The sequence below is a fragment of the Sphingomonas sp. TDK1 genome, assembly GCF_001650735.1.
Taxonomy (GTDB): Bacteria; Pseudomonadota; Alphaproteobacteria; order Sphingomonadales; family Sphingomonadaceae; genus Sphingomonas.
Genome location: NZ_LXVY01000046.1, coordinates 108,723 through 130,406, shown reverse-complemented (window position 1 = coordinate 130,406; position 21,684 = coordinate 108,723). Strand labels below are relative to the sequence as shown.

The 21,684-nt window shown below is 66.6% G+C and carries 19 protein-coding genes; 14 read left to right on the top strand and 5 right to left on the bottom strand.

The window, feature by feature from the left end:
* Positions 1 to 69 precede the first annotated feature (69 nt).
* The 6 genes from A7X12_RS22740 (at position 70) to A7X12_RS22715 (ending at position 3,423) form a co-directional block, all read left to right on the top strand.
* Positions 70 to 687 (top strand): TetR/AcrR family transcriptional regulator, encoded by a 618-nt coding sequence (locus tag A7X12_RS22740; RefSeq protein WP_232318657.1) that lies wholly within the window; start codon positions 70 to 72, stop codon positions 685 to 687.
* A gap of 21 nt (positions 688 to 708) precedes the next feature.
* Complete coding sequence (locus A7X12_RS22735) at positions 709 to 1,209, top strand: hypothetical protein (RefSeq protein WP_064313726.1); 501 nt, start codon at positions 709 to 711, stop codon at positions 1,207 to 1,209.
* 351 nt (positions 1,210 to 1,560) lie between these two features.
* Positions 1,561 to 2,073 (top strand): hypothetical protein, encoded by a 513-nt coding sequence (locus tag A7X12_RS22730; protein WP_064313725.1) that lies wholly within the window; start codon positions 1,561 to 1,563, stop codon positions 2,071 to 2,073.
* Positions 2,070 to 2,333 carry a hypothetical protein gene (locus A7X12_RS22725; protein ID WP_064313724.1) on the top strand — a complete coding sequence of 88 codons (264 nt, stop codon included), beginning with the start codon at positions 2,070 to 2,072 and terminating at the stop codon, positions 2,331 to 2,333. Before A7X12_RS22730 ends, A7X12_RS22725 begins: the two co-directional genes overlap by 4 nt.
* 71 nt (positions 2,334 to 2,404) lie before the next feature.
* Positions 2,405 to 3,058, top strand: a complete 654-nt coding sequence (locus A7X12_RS22720) for a hypothetical protein (protein ID WP_064313723.1) — start codon at positions 2,405 to 2,407, stop codon at positions 3,056 to 3,058.
* Complete coding sequence (locus tag A7X12_RS22715; protein ID WP_084445967.1) at positions 3,055 to 3,423, top strand: hypothetical protein; 369 nt, start codon at positions 3,055 to 3,057, stop codon at positions 3,421 to 3,423. Before A7X12_RS22720 ends, A7X12_RS22715 begins: the two co-directional genes overlap by 4 nt.
* On the opposite strand, the gene A7X12_RS22710 is transcribed toward A7X12_RS22715, so the two are convergent.
* The 3 genes from A7X12_RS22710 to A7X12_RS22700 form a co-directional block, all read right to left on the bottom strand.
* Positions 3,420 to 3,818, bottom strand: coding sequence for a DoxX family protein (locus A7X12_RS22710; protein WP_064313722.1), 399 nt, complete (start codon positions 3,816 to 3,818; stop codon positions 3,420 to 3,422). The two genes, A7X12_RS22715 and A7X12_RS22710, sit on opposite strands and share 4 nt — an antisense overlap.
* Positions 3,819 to 3,822: 4 nt before the next feature.
* Positions 3,823 to 5,346 (bottom strand): fumarate hydratase, encoded by a 1,524-nt coding sequence (locus A7X12_RS22705; RefSeq protein WP_064313721.1) that lies wholly within the window; start codon positions 5,344 to 5,346, stop codon positions 3,823 to 3,825.
* A 73-nt stretch (positions 5,347 to 5,419) separates the two neighbouring features.
* On the bottom strand, positions 5,420 to 6,169 hold the full coding sequence (locus A7X12_RS22700; RefSeq protein ID WP_064313759.1) for an EAL domain-containing protein: 750 nt from the start codon (positions 6,167 to 6,169) through the stop codon (positions 5,420 to 5,422).
* A gap of 165 nt (positions 6,170 to 6,334) precedes the next feature.
* Between A7X12_RS22700 and A7X12_RS22695 the strand changes: the two genes are divergently transcribed.
* The 8 genes from A7X12_RS22695 (at position 6,335) to A7X12_RS22660 (ending at position 18,506) form a co-directional block, all read left to right on the top strand.
* Positions 6,335 to 7,279, top strand: coding sequence for a hydrogen peroxide-inducible genes activator (locus tag A7X12_RS22695; RefSeq protein WP_064313720.1), 945 nt, complete (start codon positions 6,335 to 6,337; stop codon positions 7,277 to 7,279).
* 73 nt (positions 7,280 to 7,352) lie between these two features.
* Entirely contained in the window at positions 7,353 to 9,044 is a 1,692-nt protein-coding gene (locus A7X12_RS22690; protein WP_064313719.1) for an ABC transporter ATP-binding protein, read from the top strand.
* The gene (locus tag A7X12_RS22685) at positions 9,028 to 10,089 is read left to right on the top strand and encodes an HlyD family secretion protein (RefSeq protein WP_064313718.1); all 1,062 of its coding nucleotides are present in this window, start codon (positions 9,028 to 9,030) and stop codon (positions 10,087 to 10,089) included. The genes A7X12_RS22690 and A7X12_RS22685 overlap by 17 nt, the downstream gene beginning before the upstream one ends.
* The gene (locus A7X12_RS22680) at positions 10,086 to 11,471 is read left to right on the top strand and encodes a TolC family protein (RefSeq protein ID WP_064313717.1); all 1,386 of its coding nucleotides are present in this window, start codon (positions 10,086 to 10,088) and stop codon (positions 11,469 to 11,471) included. Before A7X12_RS22685 ends, A7X12_RS22680 begins: the two co-directional genes overlap by 4 nt.
* A 138-nt stretch (positions 11,472 to 11,609) precedes the next feature.
* Positions 11,610 to 12,431 carry an MlaA family lipoprotein gene (locus A7X12_RS22675; RefSeq protein WP_198162154.1) on the top strand — a complete coding sequence of 274 codons (822 nt, stop codon included), beginning with the start codon at positions 11,610 to 11,612 and terminating at the stop codon, positions 12,429 to 12,431.
* 336 nt (positions 12,432 to 12,767) lie between these two features.
* The gene (locus A7X12_RS22670) at positions 12,768 to 15,848 is read left to right on the top strand and encodes a response regulator (protein WP_064313715.1); all 3,081 of its coding nucleotides are present in this window, start codon (positions 12,768 to 12,770) and stop codon (positions 15,846 to 15,848) included.
* Complete coding sequence (locus A7X12_RS22665) at positions 15,833 to 16,705, top strand: CheR family methyltransferase (protein ID WP_064313714.1); 873 nt, start codon at positions 15,833 to 15,835, stop codon at positions 16,703 to 16,705. The genes A7X12_RS22670 and A7X12_RS22665 overlap by 16 nt, the downstream gene beginning before the upstream one ends.
* Positions 16,698 to 18,506 (top strand): response regulator, encoded by a 1,809-nt coding sequence (locus tag A7X12_RS22660; RefSeq protein ID WP_064313713.1) that lies wholly within the window; start codon positions 16,698 to 16,700, stop codon positions 18,504 to 18,506. Before A7X12_RS22665 ends, A7X12_RS22660 begins: the two co-directional genes overlap by 8 nt.
* A gap of 3 nt (positions 18,507 to 18,509) precedes the next feature.
* Here A7X12_RS22660 and A7X12_RS22655 read toward each other — a convergent pair whose 3' ends face one another.
* On the bottom strand, positions 18,510 to 19,496 hold the full coding sequence (locus tag A7X12_RS22655; protein ID WP_084445987.1) for a LacI family DNA-binding transcriptional regulator: 987 nt from the start codon (positions 19,494 to 19,496) through the stop codon (positions 18,510 to 18,512).
* Positions 19,497 to 19,534: 38 nt separating this feature from the next.
* Positions 19,535 to 21,619 (bottom strand): phosphocholine-specific phospholipase C, encoded by a 2,085-nt coding sequence (locus A7X12_RS22650; protein WP_064313711.1) that lies wholly within the window; start codon positions 21,617 to 21,619, stop codon positions 19,535 to 19,537.
* Between the last annotated feature and the right edge of the window lie 65 nt (positions 21,620 to 21,684).

The following is a 21,684-nucleotide window of genomic DNA, read 5'->3' as shown; positions in this document are numbered from 1 at the left end:
CGCGTTCGCTCTTGTCAATAGAAAATCGTACCCTATAGTACGGTTATGGAGATCGTAACACCTAAGTGTATGGGTAAGCGTGAGGCGCGAAAGCAGGATCGGCGTGCAGCGATCCTCGCGATCGCGAAGCGTCATTTCATGGAGCAGGGCTATGTCGGCGTCTCCATGTCGGCAATCGCTGCGGAACTGGGCGGTTCCAAGGGGACGCTGTGGAGCTATTTCGCGTCGAAGGAAGAGTTGTTCGACGCCTGCGTCGATGAAGTAACGCGCGAGTATCGCGAGCAGGTGATGCAACTGCTCGTGCCGTCGGACAATCTGCAGGCTACGCTGTGTGCGTTCATCCGTAGCCTGTTGCGCAAGGTGACTTCACGTGAGGCGATTCAGCTGCATCGCGTCATCCATGCGGAAGTCGAACGATCGCCGGAAATGGGCGAGATCTTCTTTCGGCGTGGTCCCCAGCGTACCCGTGAAATGTTGGCAGCCTATCTGGAAGATGCGATGCACAAGGGGCAGCTGCGGCGCTCCGATCCTTTGAAGGCGGCCTTTGCGCTGACCAGCCTTTGCATGGGCTCGCAGCAGCGCGCGATGCTCGGCTATCAGTTCAGCGAAGCCGAGATGGAGGAGGAGGCCGACTATATCGTCGATCTGTTCCTGCGGGCATTTGCACCGGAACCACGGGCGGCCTAGCCGCTGCGCGAGGGGAAAAGCATGGCACGCGCAGATCGGACCGACCGGTGTTTTTCGCGTATCGCGTCGGCTGCGGCCGCGCTTCTGCTCGCCGGTTGTCAAAGCGACCCGCCCGTCGCCCCACCGCCCTCGCTTTCCTATGCAGACCTGCCGGTGGCGGGGACGCTCGCGGATGCAAAGCGCGCCGGCTTCGACAACTGTATTCGGATGGATGGCGGACACCTGCGGTGTCGTCGGTCGGGTGTGATGCTGCTTGGCGAGGGGCCGTACGAGGCAGCCCTGGACCTGATCGGCGGCGACGGCAGCGGGGGCTTTCGACAGATCACATTTTGGCACGACCGCGATCAGTCGGCGGTGATGAAGGTTGGCGAGGCGCTGAAAAAGCAGGGCTGGTCCTACAGCTACACCGGCGAGGGCGGACGAGGCGATCAGATGGTCTTCACCCGCGCGGGCGTGCCGGTCCATTTCTCCATCGATCTCAGCTATTGGGGCAAACGGCGGGTGCGGATCCTGCCGGAATAGCAAGCGCCTATATGCAATTCTAATGCTGGAAGCCCGGCTTCGCTCTCGAAGCTTAATGCGCGGCTGCGTAGCTTGATGATGCCGGCGCTGGTTGGGGCCGGTGTTTGTCAGGAGTGCATGCAGCATGGTTGCCCGGTTCGTCACCGCGTCCGCTTTCGGTATCACCCGTCCTTGGATGGGCGAGGGGCGTTTTGCCTTGAGAAAGGCCGGGTCGCGTTTCGCGCGCGCCGGGCGGCACGGATTTCTGGGGGGACCGATTGGAGCCGGGCGCCCGTTGGCCTTGGCCGGTTGCTTCGATCCGGTCCGTGGCCGCGCACGCGCTACCCGGCTGGCGGCGTGAGGCGCGCGGCCATGGAACTTGCCTATCACTATGCGTTGCCCAGCGCCCCCGATCGGGCGCCACTCGCGGCGATCGTCCGGGAGGCGCTGTGCGAAGAAGCCGACCGCTGCGCGATCCAGGATCTGCGCTGGCCGGCCGTACTGGAGCGTCTCGAAACCCTGCGCGAGCAGGGGCGTCGCAGTGTCCGCATCGTGGATGCTGCGTGCGGCAGCGGAAGCCTGCTGCTGGCGGCGGTCCGTCGCGCGCGCGCGCTCGGCTTCCTGGCAATCGAAGCAAGGGGCGTGGAACGCGATGCGGCGCTGCTCGCCCGAGCCCGCAGTGCGGCGGCGACTCTATCGGACCCTGCGATCGATCTGCACTTCGACCTGGGGACGCCCGAGCCTGCGATGCGAGAGGAAACCATGTTTCCCGCCGACATCCTGCTCTACGCGGCAACGCCGGAGGCGCTGGCGTCGCTGGTCTGGCTGGCGCGGCGCGCGGCCTATCTCGCCTTGTCGGGCCCGACAGAGGGTGTCCTGCGATGATCCGGGCCGGAGACCGGCTCTGGCGGGCGGCCGGGGCGATCCTGCTGATCACTGGCGGCCTGGCCGGCGCGCTGAGCGACTTGGGCGACGGGGAAGGCAGCGCCGTGCTGCTGCTCGGCTTCCCGCTGGCGATGCTTGGTCTGGTGTTGGCGGTGCAGGGGCGCCGCGCACCGCTCGCGATCCGCGTCGAGTGCAGCCGACATCGCCTGCTGCCCGAGCGCCTGCATGCGCGTCGGGCATCCCGACGACACGAACGCTGAACCGCCGTCGGCCGCCCTCGTTTCGGCGCGAATCCGTTGCCGGAACGATCTTGATGACATAGTCGGCAGGCATGAAGATATCGCATATCGGCGTCGCCCTGCTTGCCGCCTTGCTGCCGTCCTTGTCCGTAGCCGCTATCCGGCAGGACGCCGCCCGAGCCGATGACGAGGTGGACCTCGCCAAGATCGACGTGAAGGATGCGATCGAGTGCCGTCTGGATGCGCCGGTCTATAATCGCTTCGCCATGGCCGTGACAGGCGAGGAGCAGCTAGCGGCCAAGCGCGGCTGGAAAGCGGTGAAGTCCGCCAATTTCATGATGCACGAATATGCGCTGCCGGCGCCGATCACGGTCGCCGGCGAATATACCACCCAGCGCGTCGCCTTCACGTCCAGCGGCGTGCTGGCCATTCTCGATCTGCCGGATCCCGCGGTGCTGGCGCGCAAGGAGCATATCGAGAACGCGATGCCGTCTGACGGCCTGGTCGACGCGCTCGTCGCATCAGGCAAGGCGACACGGGAGCAGGCGGAGGCCGAGATCAAGTTTCGCAAGTTCCTGGGAGAGCGGGTGATCCGCGACGTCACCGATCCCGCGAATGGGGACAAATGGCGTGGCCACACGGTGATCGCGCGCAACATCTCCAACGTTGCCAGCCATCCGGGCAAGACGCTGTATGGCTGCTCGTACAAGATCGAGCTGCTCGACAAGGACGGTAACGCGCTGTGATCGGTGCGCGGCTTCGGCTGCGGCTGGTAGGTGCCGCTGTCCTGTTCTCCACGCTATCTGTGCCGATTCGCGCGTCCGCCGCGCCACTTCAGGAAGAGGCGGACGTGTTCATCGGCACGCTCGAGCGCGACGGCAACGCCCTTATCCTGCGACGCTGCGATCTCGTGGAAAATCGCTACACATTAGTCGATGCGCCCGGTGCCCATGTGGTGGACAAGCTCCGCAAGGCGAAGCTGCCCGCCTATGGCGAGGTGATCGCGCGCTATGTGGAGGGGGAGGATGGCGGCTCCATCCTGCGGGTCGAGCGCGTCGAGACGCTGACCCCGGGCAAGAGCTGCCATCTCGCGGACGCGCTCACCGGCTAGCGGGCGCCGCGGAGCACGCCGCCCGCCCAGAGCGCCCACCAGCAAAGCAGAGGCTGCGCGAACAGCCGCGGCGCGTGATAGGCCCAACCCAGTCCGGTGCCGGTGGAGAGATCCTGCACCGCATGCTGGAGGTTCGCCGGGAACACGCACAGCGCGTAGAGCGCCAGCATCGCGCCGGCTGGCTTGCGCAGCCGTACCGTCAGCAGCGCGAGCGCGCCGGCGATCTCGCAGAGGCCGGTGCCCGCGATCACCAAAGCCGGATAGGGCACCCAGCCGGGGGTGATGTGCAGGAACGGGCCGGGCACCATCAGGTGCAGCACGCCCGCCAGGAGGTACAGGCACGCCAGCAGGATGCGCGCCCAGCGGCGCGACGTTGTCTCGGCTGGCGCGCCCATATCCTTAGGCCTGCTGGAGCAGCCGCTCCTTGGCGATCTTCTCGCGCCACACCAGCGGGCCGGTGTGGTGGACGCTCTCGCCGGTTGCATCCACCGCGACGGTGACGGGCATGTCCTTCACGTCGAACTCGTAGATCGCTTCCATGCCGAGATCCGCGAAGCCGACGACGCGCGCGCCCTTGATCGCGCGGGCGACGAGATAGGCCGCACCGCCCACCGCCATCAGATAGGCGGCCTTGTGGTTGCGGATCGCCTCGATCGCCACCGGCCCGCGCTCGGCCTTGCCGACCATCGCGATCAGCCCGGTTTGCGCCAGCATCATCTCGGTGAACTTGTCCATGCGGGTCGCGGTGGTGGGGCCGGCAGGGCCGACCACCTCGTCGCGCACCGGATCGACCGGGCCGACATAGTAGATCACCCGGCCCTTGAAATCGACCGGCAACTCCTCGCCCTTGGCCAGCATGTCCTGGATGCGCTTGTGCGCGGCGTCGCGCCCGGTGAGCATCTTGCCGTTCAGGAGCAGGCGGTCGCCCGGCTTCCAGCTCGCCACCACCTCGGGGGTCAGCGTGTCGAGGTCGACACGGATCGATTCCTTCGAAGGCGCCCATTCCACCTTCGGCCATTCGTCGAGGCTCGGCGGGTCGAGATAGACCGGGCCGCTGCCGTCGAGGCTGAAATGTGCGTGGCGGGTCGCCGCGCAATTCGGGATCATGGCGATCGGCTTGGACGCGGCGTGGGTCGGATAGTCGAGGATCTTCACGTCGAGGATCGTCGCGAGCCCACCCAGGCCCTGCGCGCCGATGCCGAGCGCGTTGACCTTGTCGAAGATCTCGATGCGGAGCTTCTCGATGTCGTTCTGCGGCCCGCGCAGTTTCAGCTGCGCCATATCGATGTCACCCATCAGCGACTGCTTGGCGAGCGTCACCGCCTTCTCCGCGGTGCCGCCGATGCCGATGCCGAGCATGCCCGGCGGGCACCAGCCGGCGCCCATTTTCGGGACCATCTCGAGCACCCAGTCGACGATCGAGTCGCTCGGGTTGAGCATCGCGAACTTGGACTTGTTCTCCGATCCGCCGCCCTTGGCCGCCAGCTCGACATGGACATGGTCGCCGGGGACCATCTCGACGTTGAGCACGCAGGGCGTGTTGTCCTTGGTGTTGACGCGGGAGAAGGCGGGATCGCGCAGGATCGAGGCGCGCAGGCGATTTTCCGGGTGCAGATAGGCACGGCGCACACCTTCATCGACCACGTCCTGCAGCGAGCGTTCGCTGTCCAGCACGCACTTCTGGCCCCATTTGATGAAGACGGTGACGATGCCGGTGTCCTGGCAGATCGGGCGGTGCCCTTCCGCGCACATGCGGCTGTTGGTCAGGATCTGCGCGATGGCGTCCTTGGCGGCGGGGGACTGCTCTGCTGCATAGGCGTCGCCCAGCGCGCGGATATAATCCATCGGGTGGTAATAGGAGATGTACTGGAGCGCGTCGGCGACGCTCTCGATCAGATCGGTTTCCTTGATGAGGACGGTCATGGATCCTGCCTGCGAAGAAATGGGCGCCCGGTGCGGGCTTCACCGTTCCTCTATAGGCCAAGTCGCGGCAGGACTAGGCCCCGGCACCGATCGTCGGCAGCACACCGAGCGCGGGCCGGGCATACCAATAGCCCTGGTGATAGCGCACGCCGAGGTCGCGCAGCACGGTTGCCTCCTCGGCGGTCTCGATCCCTTCGGCGATCAGCAGCGTGTCGAGTTCGTTGCACAGGCCCACCATCGCGCGGACGATCGCCCGGCGGCGCGGGTCGGTGTCGATGCCGCGCACCAGCGCCATGTCGAGCTTCACTTCGTCTGGTGCGAATCGGGCGAACAGATCAAGGCCCGAATGGCCCGCCCCGAAATCGTCGACCGCGACCTTGAAGCCGATCTGCTTGTAGGAATCGATAATCGTCGCAACGTGGTCCGGGTCGGCGATCAGCTGGTTCTCGGTGAACTCGAAGATCAGCCGGTCGAGCGGCATCGCCACTGCGCGCGCGGTCTGCAGCGTCAGCTGAATGCACGCGACCGGAGAGTAGACGGCGTTGGGCAGGAAGTTGATCGACAGCTTCGCCCCCGTCTCCATCAACCCCGCCGCCATGGCGGTTTCGATCGCCTTGACGCGACAAGCCTGGTCGAAAGCGTACCGATTGGCGTCCGTGACCTTTGACAGGATGCCGAGCGCGCCCGACCCGTCGATACCGCGGACCAGCGCCTCATAGGCGAAGGGCTTGCCGGTTGCCGTATCGACGATGGGTTGGAAGGCCATCGCGAAGGCGAGATCGAAATCGGTACCGTCCCGGCACCCCTGGCAAATCTTCCGCATTTCCATTCGCCTGTCATAGCGCCGATTTGCTAACGTATACCAAACGCGCGCGCGCGATTATCAAATTGATTCCAAAAGAATATTGCTAGGCCTCGCAGATTTGGGACGGAATCCGCCGAAGATCCCTGTGGCGGCAGCGCATGTTCTTCGCCATCCATCGTCCTGATGATCCGAAACGCCGCGTCTCTGGATTTTGAAAAGCAGGTTACCCTGCGCCAGTTGCGCTATCTCGTCGCGCTGGGGGCAGAGGGCAGTTTTACACGCGCCGCTGCCGTCTGCGGTGTCAGCCAGCCGTCGCTTTCCCAGGCAATCCGGCAGCTTGAGGATGCCTTGGGTGCCCCCATGGTCGAACGCGGCGCGCGGGCCTTTCTCACGCCGTTGGGCCGGGAAGTGGCGGACCGTGCGCAGCGGATCCTGCTGGAGGTGCAGGATCTTGGCGATCTGGCAGGCGCCGACGATAGCGCGCTGCTGGGTACCATTCGACTGGGCGTGACGCCCACCATCGGTGCGTATCTGTTGCCGCGCCTGGTCGCCCGCCTGCACCAGCAATTCCACGATCTGCGCGTGCATGTCCGCGAGAATCCGCCCGCGCTGCTGGTCGAAGGGTTGGGAGCGGGCGCCTATGACGTCATCCTCGCGCAATTGCCGCTTCAGGCTGCCGGCGCGCATGTCGAGCGGCTGTTTCGCGAGCCGCTGCACCTCGCCATGGCCGCCGACCATCCACTGGCAGTGCGCGAGTCGATAGGGCGCGAGGATCTGGCGGGGCAGGATCTGCTCACGCTCCAGCGCGGCTATCGGCTCGCCGAACAGACCATCGCCATCGCTGAGGAAGCCGGCGCGCGGGTCCGCGACGACTATGAGGGCACCAGCCTCGATGCGATCCGCCAGATGGCCGGCATGGGGATGGGGCTGGCGGTGCTGCCCGAACTCTATGTGCGACAGGAGATCCGGTCGGGCGACGATGTGGTGGCGCGTCCGTTCCGTGCCGGGCGGCACTATCGCGAGCTTGGCCTCCTGTGGCGCAGCGGCGTGGCCCGATCCGCCGCCTATAAGAGACTGGCGCAGGAGCTAGTGGCTTGCGTGAAGGATATAGGTATTTCCTATCGGTGATATAGCCGGCGTGCCATTGTTCTTATAAGGCTCCGCCCGCACTTCACCGATCCGGAAGGGAGTTGGTGGAGCGATGGCAAAACAGAAGATCGGATGGGGGCAGGTACGCGGCTGGCTGGGGGAGGTGATCGGCCCCGATGGCGGCTATCTGCGGCTGGCGATGGTCTATGGCATCGCGATCAGCCTGCTCTCGCTGGCGACGCCGATTTCGGTGCAGCTGCTGATCAACAGCGTTGCCAAGATCGCGCTGCCCGCGCCGCTGATCACCCTGTCGGCGCTGTTGTTCACGCTGCTGCTGATCGTCGTCATCCTTGCGGCGCTCCGCGTCCACATCATGGCGTTGTTCGAGCGGCGGCTGTTCGCGCGGACCATGGCGGAAATCACCATCCGCGCCGTCCACGCCCGCAACCCCTTCTTCGCCGATGCCCGCCGCGTCGACCTGTTCAACCGCTATTTCGACCTGATGACGGTGCAGAAGAGCGTGCCGAGCCTCGTCATCGGCGGCTTCACCATCCTGCTGCAATCGGTGGTGGGGCTGGTGGTGACCAGCTTCTACCACCCGTTCTTCCTCGGCTTCAACGTCATCCTGATCGCGCTGGTGTGGCTGATCTGGCAGCTCTGGTCGCCCGGCGCGATCCGCTCGGCGGTGGCGCTCAGCCATGCCAAGCACGATGCCGCGCGCTGGCTGGAAGGGCTGGGCACCTCCAACGGCTTCTACAAGTCGAGCCGCCATCTCGATTTCGCGATGGACGGGTCGGAGACGATGACCGCCGCCTATGTCGCCGCGCACCGCCGCCACTTCCGCTTCAGCTTCACCCAGACCTGCGCCTATCTGCTGCTCTACGCCACCGCGAGCGCCGCGCTGCTGGCGATGGGCGGCTGGCTGATCCTGCAGGGGCAGCTTTCGATCGGCCAGCTGGTCGCCGCCGAGCTGATCCTGTCCGGCGTGTTCTACGGGCTGGGCCAGCTCGGCACCTATCTCGATGCGTTTTACGACATGGTTGCGGCGGCCGAGGAAGTGTCGCTGCTCTATGCCATCCCGCACGAGACCCACACCCGCAACAGCGAGGCACCGGGCAATGGCGAGGTGCGGCTGCGCGAGGTCGAGGCCGGCGACGCCCGCATCGACCTGACCATCCCGGCGGCCAGCCAGCTGGTCGTGGTCGGCGCGCCGACGATGGACAGCCGCCTCGCCATGCTGCTCAAGCGCAACCTCCAGCCCGATCGCGGGCTGGTGATGGTGGGCGGCGTCGATCTCGAGGCGCTCGACGTCTATCGCCTGCGCTCGGACGTGATCGTGCTCGATCGCCCGACCATCGTCGAGATCAGCATCCGCGACTATCTGGGGCTGGCCGGCGCCGGCATTCCGGCGGGCAGGGTGCTCGATGCGCTCGCGCTGGTCGGGCTCGATGCCCGCATCGGCCAGTTGCCCGAGGGGATGGAGACGCCGCTTGCCGCGTCGGGCTATCCGCTGTCGATCGGCGAGCTGATGGCGCTCAAGCTGGCCAACGCGCTGCTCGCGCGGCCCAAGGTGCTGCTGCTCGGGCCGCTCTACGATCTGACCCCGCCAACGCGATTGACCGCCGCGCTCGACGCGCTTCGCGACGCAGGAACCACCGTGCTTCTCTTCACCGGCCGCCCCGAGGCGATCCGCCGCGACGGCTATCTGTGGCTGGGCAAGGCCAGCCAGGCACGGTTCGAAACGCTCGACGCGCTCCGTGCTACCCTCACCGCGCAGGAGGCAGGCAATGCCCTTCAGGCCTGACCATATCGGCCATTTCCCGACGCTGGCCGCCATGCGCCCGCCGCGCATCGCCCGCGCCATCGCCTGGATGATCGTGATCGCCGTGGCGCTGATCGGCGTCACCATGGTCTATGTCCCCTGGGTGCAGACCGCGCCGGGGCGGGGGCAGGTGGTCGCGCTCGATCCGCACGACCGGGTGCAGTCGGTCACCGCGCTGGTGCCGGGGCGAGTCGAACGCTGGTTCGTCACCGATGGCCAGGCGGTGAGGAAGGGCGATCCGATCGCCAAGATCTCGGACAACGACCCCGCCTTGCTCGAACGCCTCGCTGCCGAGCGTGACCAGGTGCACGCCGAAATCGCCTCGCTGGAAAGCGCCCGCGCGGTCGCCTCGATCGACGTGAACCGCGCCCGCACGCTGTTCAACGAAGGGCTGGCGGCGCGCCGCGACTACGAACAGGCGCAGATCCGCGTCGCCGATCAGGGCGCCAAGCTCGCGGAATCGCGGGCCAAGCTCAACCGGATCGAAGTGTCGCTCAACCGCCAGGCGGTGCAGATCGTCCGCGCCCCGCGCGACGGCCGCATCCAGACGCTCAACGCCGCCGCCGGCGCGACTTTGGTCAGCGCGGGCACCGAACTCGCGACGCTGGCCCCCGAGGGCGGCACCGAGCGTGTGGTGGAGCTGATGGTGGACGGGCGCGACATCGCGCTGGTCCGCCCCGGCCGCCGCGTACGGCTGGAGTTCGAGGGCTGGCCGGCGATCCAGCTCAGCGGCTGGCCGTCCATGGCCTGGGGCCTGTTCGACGGGCGGGTGCGCTCGGTCGACCCCTCGGCCATGCCCGACGGCCTGTTCCGCGTGCTGATCGAGCCGATGCCCGGCACGCTCGCCTGGCCGGGCGACCGCTTCGTCCGCCTCGGCGCCAAGGTGCGCGGCTGGGTGCAGGGCGAGACGGTGCCGGTGGGCTATGAACTCTGGCGCCAGCTCAACGACTTCCCGCTCGAATTCGGCACCGCCGCCGGCAAGGGCGAGGAGAAGAGCATGGACGTCTACAAGAAGAAAAAGAAATGACCCGGCTGCTGCTCATCCTGTGCGCGCTGGTCTGTGCGGCGCCCGCCGCCGCGCAGGGGCCGCTGACGCTCGACCAGGTGCTGCGCTCCTCGGCGCAGAACGCCCCCCAGATCATCGAGGCGCTGGCCAAGCAGCGCCAGGCCGAGGGCAAGGCGCTGAGCGCCGAGGGCGCCTTCGACGTGGTGTTCGACGTGGACGCGCAGACACGGCCCTTCGGCTATTATGACGGCGCGGTGGTGGAGGCGAAGGCCAGCCGCGCCTTGGATAACAATGGCGGCGGGCTATACGCGGGCTACCGCGTCTCGCGCGGCAAGTTCCCGGTCTATGAGGACAAGGCCTACACCAACCAGCTCGGCGAGTTCAAAGTCGGCGCGGTCTTCTCGCTGCTGCGCGACCGGGTGACCGACGAGCGCCGCACCAAGCTGCGCCTCGCCGACCAGGATGTCGATGTCGCCCGGCTGGAGCGCGAGATGGTGGCGATCGGGGTGCAGCGGCGCGCGATGAGCGCCTATCAGGCCTGGGCCGTCGCCGGGCTGCGCCTCAAGACCTATCGCGATCTGCTGGCGCTCTCCGAAAAGCGTCGGTCGCAGCTGGCGCGGCAGGTGCAGCTCGGCGCGCGCCCGCAGATCCTGATTACCGAGAACGATCAGAACCTCGCCCGCCGCCGCTCGCTGGTCGCCCAGGCCGAGCAGAAATTCGCCGAGGCCGCCAACGCGCTTTCCTTCTTCTGGCGCGATGGGGATGGGGCGCCGCTGGTGCCGGCGGCCGAGCAGCTGCCCGAAGCACTGCCCGAACTGGCGATCGCACCCCGCAAGGTGGGACCCATCCTCCGGCCCGACCTGAAGACGGTGCTGGTGCGGATCGACCAGTCGCTCGCACGGCTCGATCTCGCCGAGAACGACCTGCGGCCGCGGCTCGATGCACGGGCCGAGCTGGGCAAGGACGTCGGCGCCATCGGATTGGGCGGGCCGTCGCGCACGCCCGCCGAGGCGATCGTCGGCGTCAAATTCTCGGTGCCGCTCGAACGGCGCAGCGCGCGCGGACGCATCGCCGAGGCCAAGGCCGAGATCGACGGGCTGCGTACCCGCCACCGCATGCTGGAGGAGCAGATCGCCATCGAAGTGAAGGGCATCGCCATCGGTATCGAAGGTGCCGACCGGGTAGCCGATCTCGCCGCGCAGGAGGCTGAACTTGCGGGCAGGATGGCCGTCGCCGAGCAGCGCCGCTTCGATATGGGCGCAAGCGACTTCTTCCTGATCAATCAACGCGAGGAGAGCGCCACCGATGCCCGGTTGCGGGCGCTCGACGCGCGGTATCAGGCGCTGGTGGCGCGAGCGGACCTTGCCGCCGCCACCGCCGACCGGAGCGTTCTCGGGCTGTGAGCCGATTTTCTATTCGGGCGAGTGCGGAAGCGCCGCGGCGGCAACGTCATGGTTTGGAATCGCCAACGAAAGAAGATCCTTGCGACCCTCCAGGTCCACGCTCCCGATCCTCGATTTTTCCCCCGTGCGGCCGCGCTGATGCTGGGTACCGCGATCGGCGCGATGGTCTTCGTACCTCCCGTCGCCCCCGCGCTCGCGGCGGCGGTGACGACGCCCGTCATCGTCGCGCCGGCACCCGTGGATGCCGCGGAGGAGCAGGAGCACGAGATCGTCGTGTCGGGGCGGCATCACGGAACGCCGGGCGATCCGCTGGAGAAGGTCAATGCGCTTTCCTTCTCTCTGACGCAGCATCTCGATGACGCTGTCACAGGGCCGGCTTCCAGATCCTATGCGAAAGTGGTTCCCAAGCCGATCCGCTCGGGCCTGCGCAACTTCTTCACCAATTTGCGCGAGCCGGTGGTGGCCGTCAATTATCTGCTGCAGCTGAAACCCGGCAAGGCGGTGGAGACGGTCGGCCGGTTCGCCATCAATACCACGCTCGGCATCGCGGGCACGGTGGATGTCGCCAAGCGGTGTCCGTTCAACCTGCCGCTGCGGCAGAACCGCTTTTCCGACACGCTCGGCTTCTATGGCGTGAAGCCGGGGCCGTTCCTCTATGTGCCGGTCGCCGGGCCGACAACGGTGCGCGATGTGGTGGGCGGCATGGTCGATTTCTTCGCCTCGCCCTTCGTGCTCGGCGGGCCGTTCCGGTCCCGGCCCTATGTGATCGGGTCGGCCGTGGTCCGTATCCTCGATCGCCGCGACCAGAAGGAGGAAATCCTCCAGACGGTGCGGGATAGCGAGGACCCTTATGCCGTGCGGCGCGACCTGTACCTCCAGCGGCAGCGTGCGCGGGTGGAGGCGTTGCGCGACGCCCCGCCGCCCCATAGCTGCCGGCGCAAGGCAATGGCGGCCGGCTAGGCCCTGCTCTCCTTGGCGATCTGACGCACCCTTTCCTCGATCACGCCGCCGCCTCGCATCGCCCTCGATCCCCGACGACAGGAAGCCGTTCGCGATGCGCCATGGGGGGTGCGGCGGAAAGGGGGCACGTCCGTATCGGTCTCCGCGTCCAGCACCGCCGCGTCCGGTATCACGGCGCGATCTGCACGCAGGGCGGCATGCCGGGCATCGCCCGGTCGCGGCCTGTCCGCACCTGCGGGCGGGGTTGCGGCACAGTGGTAAAGCCGGGTACCTGCTTTCGCATCTATCCCCTTGAGTTTCTTTATGTCGCCCAGCCAGCGAAGCCATAGCTCCTCTTTGCCCCTCTACGCCGGTCTCGCCGGGCTGCTGGTGCTCCCTTTCGGGGCGGACACCGTGCTGCCCTTGGGTACCGCGACTTGGGCCGGCTATCTGCTCCCCACCGTGATTGCCTATGTCGGGCGCCGGCCCATGCTGCCGCTGATAGTGGCGGCACTGGCAACACTGCTGAACTTCGCCGGTTTCACCCTGGCCCCTCCGGGCGTCGATCCGCAGGTGGTGCTGGTAAACCGGATCCTGGGCACCGCGATCATCTGGATCCTGGCGGGGATCGGCTTCGCCTTCGTGCGCAACCGGTTGGCGATCCAACGCGAAGAGTGGCTGCAATCGGCGCAGGTCGGGCTGGCCCGCGCCGTGGCCGGCGAAATGCCGCTCGATGAACTGGCCACCGCCGCCTTGCGCTTCCTGGCCGATTACAGCGGCGCGCAGGCGGGCGCCATCTTCGTGCGCGATCCCAGCGGTGCGGGGTTTCGGCGCCGGGGCACCTATGCGGTGCCCGGCGATGCGCCACTGCCGGAATGGGTGAAGCCGGGCGAAGGCCTGCTTGGCCAAGCCATCGCGGACCGCCGGCAGTTCGTGCTCGATCAGCTACCCGATGGCTATCTCTATTACGGCTCGGGTCTGGGGCAGGCGCAGCCGCGGGTGCTCCTTATCGGCCTCACCGAGGCGGACGGGGAGATCAATGCCGTCATCGAACTCGGCTTCGGTGGCGCCGTAGACCCGCTGGTGCAGACGATGCTGGAACGGGTCGCGGGGCAACTCGGCGTCTCGATCCGGTCGGGCAAGTACCGCGCAAGGCTGCGGGATCTGCTGGAGCAGACGCAGAAGCAGGCCGAGGAACTGCAGGTCCAGAGCGAGGAACTGCGGGTGAATAATGACGAGCTCGAGGCCCAGAGCCGCGAATTGCAGGACACGGCTGCCCGGCTGGAGGCACAGCAGATTGCCCTTGAGCAGAGCAATGCCGAACTGGAAGCGCAAACCCGCGCGCTGGAGATGCAGCGCGACGAGCTGGCGCGCGCGCAGACCTCCCTGGAGCATCAGGCCGCCGATCTGGAGCAGGCCAGCCGCTACAAGTCCGAGTTTCTCGCCAATATGAGCCATGAGCTGCGCACGCCGCTCAATTCGCTGCTGATTATGGCGCGATTGCTGGCGGAGAATCGCGCGGGGAATCTCAGCGCCGAGCAGGTCCGCCATGCCGAGACGATCGAGACATCGGGCAATGACCTGCTCTCGTTGATCAACGACATTCTCGACATCTCGAAGATCGAGGCCGGCAAGCTCGAGCTGCAACCGCGGCGCCTTCGCATCGCCCCGGTGCTGGACAAGCTGAAGGCGGTGTTCGGCGCTTCCGCCGCCGCCAAGGGGCTCGATTTCCGCATCGAGCAGGCGGCCGGCGCGCCGGGCGATATCGAAACCGATCCGCAGCGGCTGGAGCAGGTGCTCAAGAACTTCCTGTCGAACGCGATCAAGTTCACCGCCAAAGGCGCAGTGTCGCTCGGCGTGTCGCGGCGGCCCGATGGGCGGATCGCCTTCACCGTGCGCGATACGGGGGTGGGCATCCCGGCCGAGCAGCAGCAGGTCATCTTCGAAGCGTTCCGTCAGGCGGATGGGACGGTCAGCCGAAAATATGGCGGCACCGGCCTTGGCCTGTCGATCTCGCGCGAGCTGGCACGGCTGCTCGGCGGCGAAGTCGCGGTGGAAAGCACGCCGGGAGAGGGGAGTGCCTTCACGCTGATCCTGCCCGAGTCCTACGACCCCGCGCTGGTTCAGACGCCGGCTCCGCTGCCCAGCCCCAGCCCGGCGCCGATCAAGCCGCAGCCGTCGAATCCCAAGCCCGGCCGCCGTCGCGGCGCGGAGCCGGCCGAGGATGATCGCGAGAAGCTTTCGGGGGATTGCCGCGTGATCCTGATCGTCGAGGATGATCCGGTGTTCGCCCGCATCCTGTGCGATATCGCCCACGACCTCGGATTCCAGTGCCTGATCGCCGGCACCGCGGATGAAGGGGCGCTGCTCGCGCGCCAATATGTTCCGAACGCCGTGATCCTCGACATGAACCTGCCGGATCATACCGGCTTGTCGGTGCTCGATCGGATCAAGCGCGACGTGCGTACGCGGCACATCCCGGTGCATGTGGTCTCCGTCGACGATGACAGCCAGGCGGCGCTGTCGAGCGGCGCGGTGGGCTATTTGTTCAAGCCGGTGAAGCGCGAGCAGCTGGTCGACATGCTCGAGGGGCTGGAAGCCAGGATGTCGCAGCGGATGCGGCGCGTGCTGGTGGTCGAGGATGACGCCCAGCAGGCGGAGAGCGTCAAGGCGTTGCTGGCGTCCCGCGACGTGGAGACGGTGCAGTCGCACTCGGCCGCGCAGACCTTCGAACTGCTGGGAACGGACACGTTCGATTGCATGGTGCTCGACCTCAACCTGCCGGATGCGTCGGGCCTCGATCTGCTGGACCGGCTGAGTGAGGATGACAGCGTCGGATTTCCGCCGGTGATCGTCTACACCGGTCGCGATCTCAGCCAGGACGAGGAGCTGCGCCTCCGCAAATATTCGAAGTCGATTATCGTGAAGGGCGCCAAGTCGCCCGAGCGGCTGCTCGACGAGGTGACCTTGTTCCTCCATCAGGTCGTGTCGGAGCTGCCGGAGCCGCAGCAGCAGCTGATCGCCAAGGCGCTGGGCCGCGACGCTGCATTGGAGGGCAGGTCGATCCTGGTCGTCGAGGACGACATCCGGAACGTTTACGCCCTTACGAGCATTTTCGAGCCCCATGGGGTCAAGGTACGCATCGCCCGCAACGGGCGCGAGGCGCTGCACGCGCTCGATGAAGCAGCGCGCAAGCTCACCGATCCGGTCGATCTCGTATTGATGGACGTGATGATGCCGGAGATGGACGGTCTCACCGCCACGCGTGAGATTCGCAAGCGCCCCTGGGGCAAGACGCTGCCGATCCTCATGCTGACCGCCAAGGCGATGGCGCGCGACCAGCAGGAATGTCTGGACGCGGGCGCCAACGACTATCTCGCCAAGCCGCTCGACATCGACAAGCTGCTGAGCCTGGTACGGGTGTGGATGCCGCGGTGATCGACGACGTTTTTTCGCCGCAGGAAGAGATCGAGCTGGACCTGCTGCTGGAGGCGATCTGGCGGCATTATCAGTACGACTTTCGCGGCTATGCGCGCGGCTCGCTGCACCGGCGCATGGAGCGGGCCTGTCAGCGGTTCGGCTGCGAGAGCCTATCGCAACTCCAGCACCGCTTGCTGCGCGATCCGGCCATGTTCGCCGAGCTGATGGGGTTCCTCACCATCCAGGTCAGCGAAATGTTTCGCGATCCGGCCTATTTCCGTGCGTTGCGGGAGAAGGTTGTGCCGCATCTCCGCACCTGGCCGTCGCTGAAGGTATGGATCGCCGGCTGTGCCAATGGTGAGGAGTTCTACTCGCTCGCCATCCTGTTCCGCGAAGAGGGGCTGGAGGATCGCACGATCTTCTATTGTACGGACATCAGTCCGGCTGCGCTGGCCAAGGCCGAAGCCGGAATCTTCGACCTGGAACGTATCGCGCAATTTACGGACAATCACCGGCAATCCGGAGGGCGTAGTTCCCTTTCGGATTACTATACTGCAGCCTATGGTGGCGCCGTGTTCGACAAAAGCCTCCGCGCCCGCGCCGTGTTCGCGGAACACAGCCTCGCCACCGATCAGGTGTTTGCCGAGGCGCAACTGGTCTCCAGCCGAAACGTGCTGATCTATTTCGACCGCACGCTGCAGGACCGTGCCCTGGGCCTGTTCGGGGAATCGCTGGTCCGCGGCGGGTTCCTGGGGCTGGGTGCCCGGGAGACCTTGCGGTTCTCGCGCTATTCGGAGGCCTTCTCCGATTTCGAGGCCGGCGAGCGTATCTACAGGCGCAACACCGCCGAATTGCAGGCGACGGCGGATGCGTGAGCCGGTGAAGGTCCTCGCCGTCGACGACGTGCCCGAAAACCTGATCGCGCTGGAGGCACTGCTGGCGCAGGAGGGGCTGGAACTGCTTACCGCCGCCTCCGGGATGGAGGCGCTGGAGCTGCTGCTGGTGCATGACGTCGCGCTGGCGCTGCTCGACGTGCAGATGCCGGGCATGGACGGCTTCGAACTGGCCGAGCTGATGCGCGGGACCGAGCGTACCCGGCGCGTGCCGATCATCTTCCTCACCGCGGTCGCCACCGACGAGCGCCGCCGCTTCCGGGGCTATGAAACCGGGGCAGTCGATTATCTGCTCAAGCCGGTCGACCCGCAAATCGTGCGGAACAAGGTGGAAATCTTCGTCGAGCTGGCGCGGCAACGGCAGGAAATCGCGCATCAGCGCGATCGTCATGCGGGTGCGCTGGCGCGATTGAAGGCCCATCGGGACAATTCCCCGCTCGCGATCGTCGAGTTCGATGCCGAGCAGCGCATCATCGCCTGGTCGGCCGGGGCGGAGCGTATGTTCGGGTGGCGCGCGGTGGAGGTCTCGGGTCTGCGCCCCTCCGAACTCGAATGGCTGGACGCCGAGCACGCCGCGCTGTTCGACACGATGATCCGCGGCATGATCGCCGGCGAGCAGCTGCGCGACATGCGGCAGCTGCGGATGCGCACCTCCGTGGGGGTGACGGTCGATTGCGAGGTCTACGGATCCGCGCTGCTGGGTGCAGATGGGACGCTTCTGTCGGTCAACACCCAGATCCTCGACGTTACCGACCGCGTCCGCGCCGAGCAAACCCAGCGCCTGCTGATCGGCGAGTTGAATCACCGGGTGAAGAACACGCTCGCGTCGGTGCAGGCGATCGCCACGCAGACGCTGCGCCATTCGACCGGTCCCTCGGACTTCGCGCCCACCTTCATCGGCCGCATCCATGCATTGGCGCGCGCCCATTCGCTGCTGAGCAGCACCACCTGGCAGGGGGCCAGTCTCCGGGAACTGGTTGAGGGGCAGCTGCAAACCGGCACGATCGACCCGGATCGCCTCGACACGGGCGGCCCGGCCATCGATCTTGCGCCCGAACCTGCCTTGCATCTCGCGCTGGTGCTGCATGAGCTGGCGACCAACGCCCATAAATACGGTGCCTTGGCGGTGCCGGAAGGGCGGGTCGGCCTGCATTGGGGCGTGCGCGGCGGGTTCCTGGAGCTGGACTGGGAGGAACGCGGCGGTCCGGCGGTGGCACCGCCTAGCCGGCGCGGGTTCGGCACCACGCTGATCGAACGCAGCCTGAAGGCAGAGGGGGGGAGTGCTATTCCCAGCTATGGCCCACAGGGCGTACGCTGGAAGCTTTCCATCCCCTATGCAAGCGCCGTGCGGCTCCGCCGGGATGCACGCCCCGCGCGCCGCCCCGCCGCGCCGCTACCGGCCGGCGGCGTCACCGCGTTGGCGGGCAAGCGTGTGCTGATCGTGGAGGACGAGCCGCTGGTGGCGCTCGAACTAGCGACCATTTTGGGCGACGCGGGCGTGGACGTCGCCGGCCTGGCCGCGACAGCCGACGAAGCGATGGCCGCCCTGGACGCGACATCGCCGGATGCCGTTCTGCTGGACGGGAATCTCCAGGGAGCGCTGGTCGACGAGGTGGCAGCCGCGTTGATCGCCCGGAAGATCCCGTTCCTGTTCGTGAGCGGCTATGGTCGGGACCATCTGCCGATCGGCCTGGACGCCATTACGGTCATCGAAAAGCCGTTCGACGCGCGCACGTTGATCGGCGCGCTGCACGGTGCGTTCGCGATGACCGAAGCGGCCTGAGCCCTACGCGGAATCGCGCACGACCAGCTCCGGCAACATCGCCACCGAACCCACCTGCTGTCCGGCAATGCGCGCCAGCAGCAGTTCGACCAGCAGGTTGGCGCCATAGGCTACATCCTGCCGAATCGTCGTGAGCGCCGGCGACGTGTACCCCGCAAGCGGAATGTCGTCATAACCGATCACCGCCACATCCGCCGGGACGCGCAAGCCGCGACCCGTCAGCGCGCGAATTGCGCTCATCGCAATCACGTCGGATGCCGCCAGGATGCCATCCGGCGCGGGATTGGAGGCAAGATACGCCACCATCTCGCGATAGGCATCCTCCATGGTCAGGTGGATCGGCACCACGGTTGACGATACGCCCTCTGCGCCCGCAATGGCCGTGCAGAAGCCTTCGTATCGATCGGAAAATTCCGGTGCTTCCGGGTTGCCCAGGAAGGCGAGATTGCGGCAGCCGCGCGCGATCAAGTGGCGAGCAGCCAGTTCGCCCCCGGTCAGATTGTCCGTGCCAACCGAAATCTGGCGCGATTCGAGGCGGGTAGCGCCCCAGACCACCATCCGGTCATAGGTGGCGGCGACGCGCTCGATGAGGTCGAACTGGTCGGACTGGCCGATCAGGATGATCCCGTCGACGCGCCCCGATGCGATGATGTCGTCCAGCCAGCGCGGTCCCTGCGGAACAACGCGAGACAGGAACAAATCATAGCCCCGGCGTGTCAACGCGTCCGCAAGGTCGCCCAGCAGCGCCATGAAGAATGGATCGGACAGCGCCTGATCGACTTCATGCCCCAGAGGTACGACCACACCGATGGCGCCGGTACGCTGCTTGCGAAGCGCGCTCGCCGTCTGATTCAGGCGGAACCCATGCTCCTGCGCGAGCGCTACGATCCGCTCCCGCGTGCCCCGTGCAACACGAGGATGATTGGATAAAGCGCGCGATGCGGTCGAAACCGAAACGCCCGCGATCTTTGCCAGCTCTACCAAGCCCACCGACTTCAACTGCCCCGCCCCCCAACGCACTTATTCTGTCAGCGCTGACAGTATCGCGTGAAATCGATTTGTGAAACCTTAACATTCGTCAATGGAGGCTCTGACAAGCCATCGCTGCCGGTTTCGATTTTTCCGGCGAGCCGTCGGCGAAACGCGGGCAGGGCTGGATCGGTCAGGACGAGATCGTACCAACCACCCGTATCGGCCAGCGCAACGCGCGTTTCGCCCGCGCCGACCGATCGGAGTGCCGGATGGCGTAACCATTCGGATTCAATACCTTGCGGCAGCTGGAGGACTAGCGACGGCGCCCCGCCGCGCCGTTGCAGCCACCGCACTGCTCCGCCATGCGCAGGCCCCTGTCCCGCAAAATGACGGTGAAAGCCGTTGGGGCCGAGCAGCCAAAGATCGTACCTGCCTTTTTCATCGAGCGGCCATTCGGCGTCGATCGTCCCGCCCTGCTTCAGGGTGTAACGGCGCGGCACGGAATCGAGCCGCAGCCGATCATAGACATGCACCACCGCCGGCACGCCTGCACATTCGAGGCGCAACGCGATCCGCCGCGAATCGATTCCCACCTCATGAACATCGAGCGCATAGGGGAGTGCCCGGGCGCGGCGGACGCCGGGCTCCTGGAGAGGGGCCTGACCTGCCGCAAGCGGCGCGGTGGGCTCGGGCTGGCCGGTCAATGCCGCAGCGCGCAGCGCGTCCGGACGCGGATCGGGGAGTGCGGCGGAAGGCCGCTTGTTCGGGGTGCGGAAATCGAAGGCACTGGTAAGATCGCCGCACACAGCGCGGCGCCACGCCGAGATATTGGGCTCCTGCACGCCGAACCGCCGTTCGAGAAAACGGATCACCGAGGTGTGATCGAACACCTGCGAGTTGACCCAGCCGCCACGGCTCCAGGGGGAGACGACATAGCAGGGAACCCGTGGCCCCAGGCCATAGGGACGGCCGATCAGTTCCGGGCGCTCGGACTGCTCGTCGGCCACGCTCGGGATCTGATGATAATCGTTGGCCGTGTCGATCTGCGACAGGCCCGCGAAGCCGCCGGGCACCGCGGGATCGCGGGAGGGTGGGCAGGGCGGCGGCACATGATCGAAAAAGCCGTCATTCTCGTCGAAGTTGACGATCAACACGGTGCGCGCCCAAACCTCGGGATTGGCCGTCAGGGCGTCGATCACCGCGGCCGTGTACGCGGCACCTTGCGCCGGGCTCGACGGGGAAGGGTGCTCGCTGCCCTTCGCATCGGCGATGACCCACGATACCTGCGGCAGCTTGCCCGCCAGCACGTCGGCGCGCAGTTGGTCCAGTCCGTGGGTGGTGAGCGCGCGCTCGTAAAGCGGCGAGCCGGGCTGGGCCTCGCGATAGGCGGCGAACCCGACCAGCGGATTGTCGGTGAAATTGTCCGCCATGTCCTGATAGATGCGCCAGTCGATCCCGGCTGCCTGCAGTCGCTCCGGATAGGTGGTCCAGCGATAGGAGTCCGGATGACCGCCCCTGGTGGCGAGCTCGTCGTGCGAATTGCCGATCGCCGGCCCGCCCATCGTGCCGCTGGGGTCGTTGGTGCCGGTCCACAGGAACAGGCGATTGGTGTTCGTGCCGGTATGGACGGCGCAGTGATAGGCGTCGCAGATCGTGAAGCTCTCGGCGAGCGCGAACTGGAAGGCCAGGTCCTCACGGGCAAAATGGCCCATTGCCCGCTCGGTCTTGGCAGCGGCCCAGCGCTGCATGCGGCCCTGGTCCCACGCGGCCTGCGCATCCGGCCAGCTGTGCGGCGTACCCGCCATCCGCATCAGTTCGAAATGCTCGGACGTGGAGAGGTGGAATGGGGCCACCAGTCGCCCGGCGGCGGCTTCCTGCGCCCAGATGCTGCGCCCGTCCGGCAGGGGCGCGGTCACCGGATCGCCGAAGCCGCGCACGCCCTTCAGCGTGCCGAAATAATGATCGAAGCTGCGGTTTTCCTGCATGAGGACCACCACGTGCGCGACATCCGCGATGGTGCCGCTGCGCACGTCGGCGGCGATGGCGGCAGCCCGCGCGATCGAGGCCGGCAATGCGGACGCCATTGCCGCTTGTGCGCCTGCTGCCAGGAACCGCCGCCGCGTCGTGCCGCTGTTCGCCATCGCCGTTTTAACTCCGTCAGATCGAACCAATATGTGCAGGTGCGTGAAGCAATCGCGTGACGGAT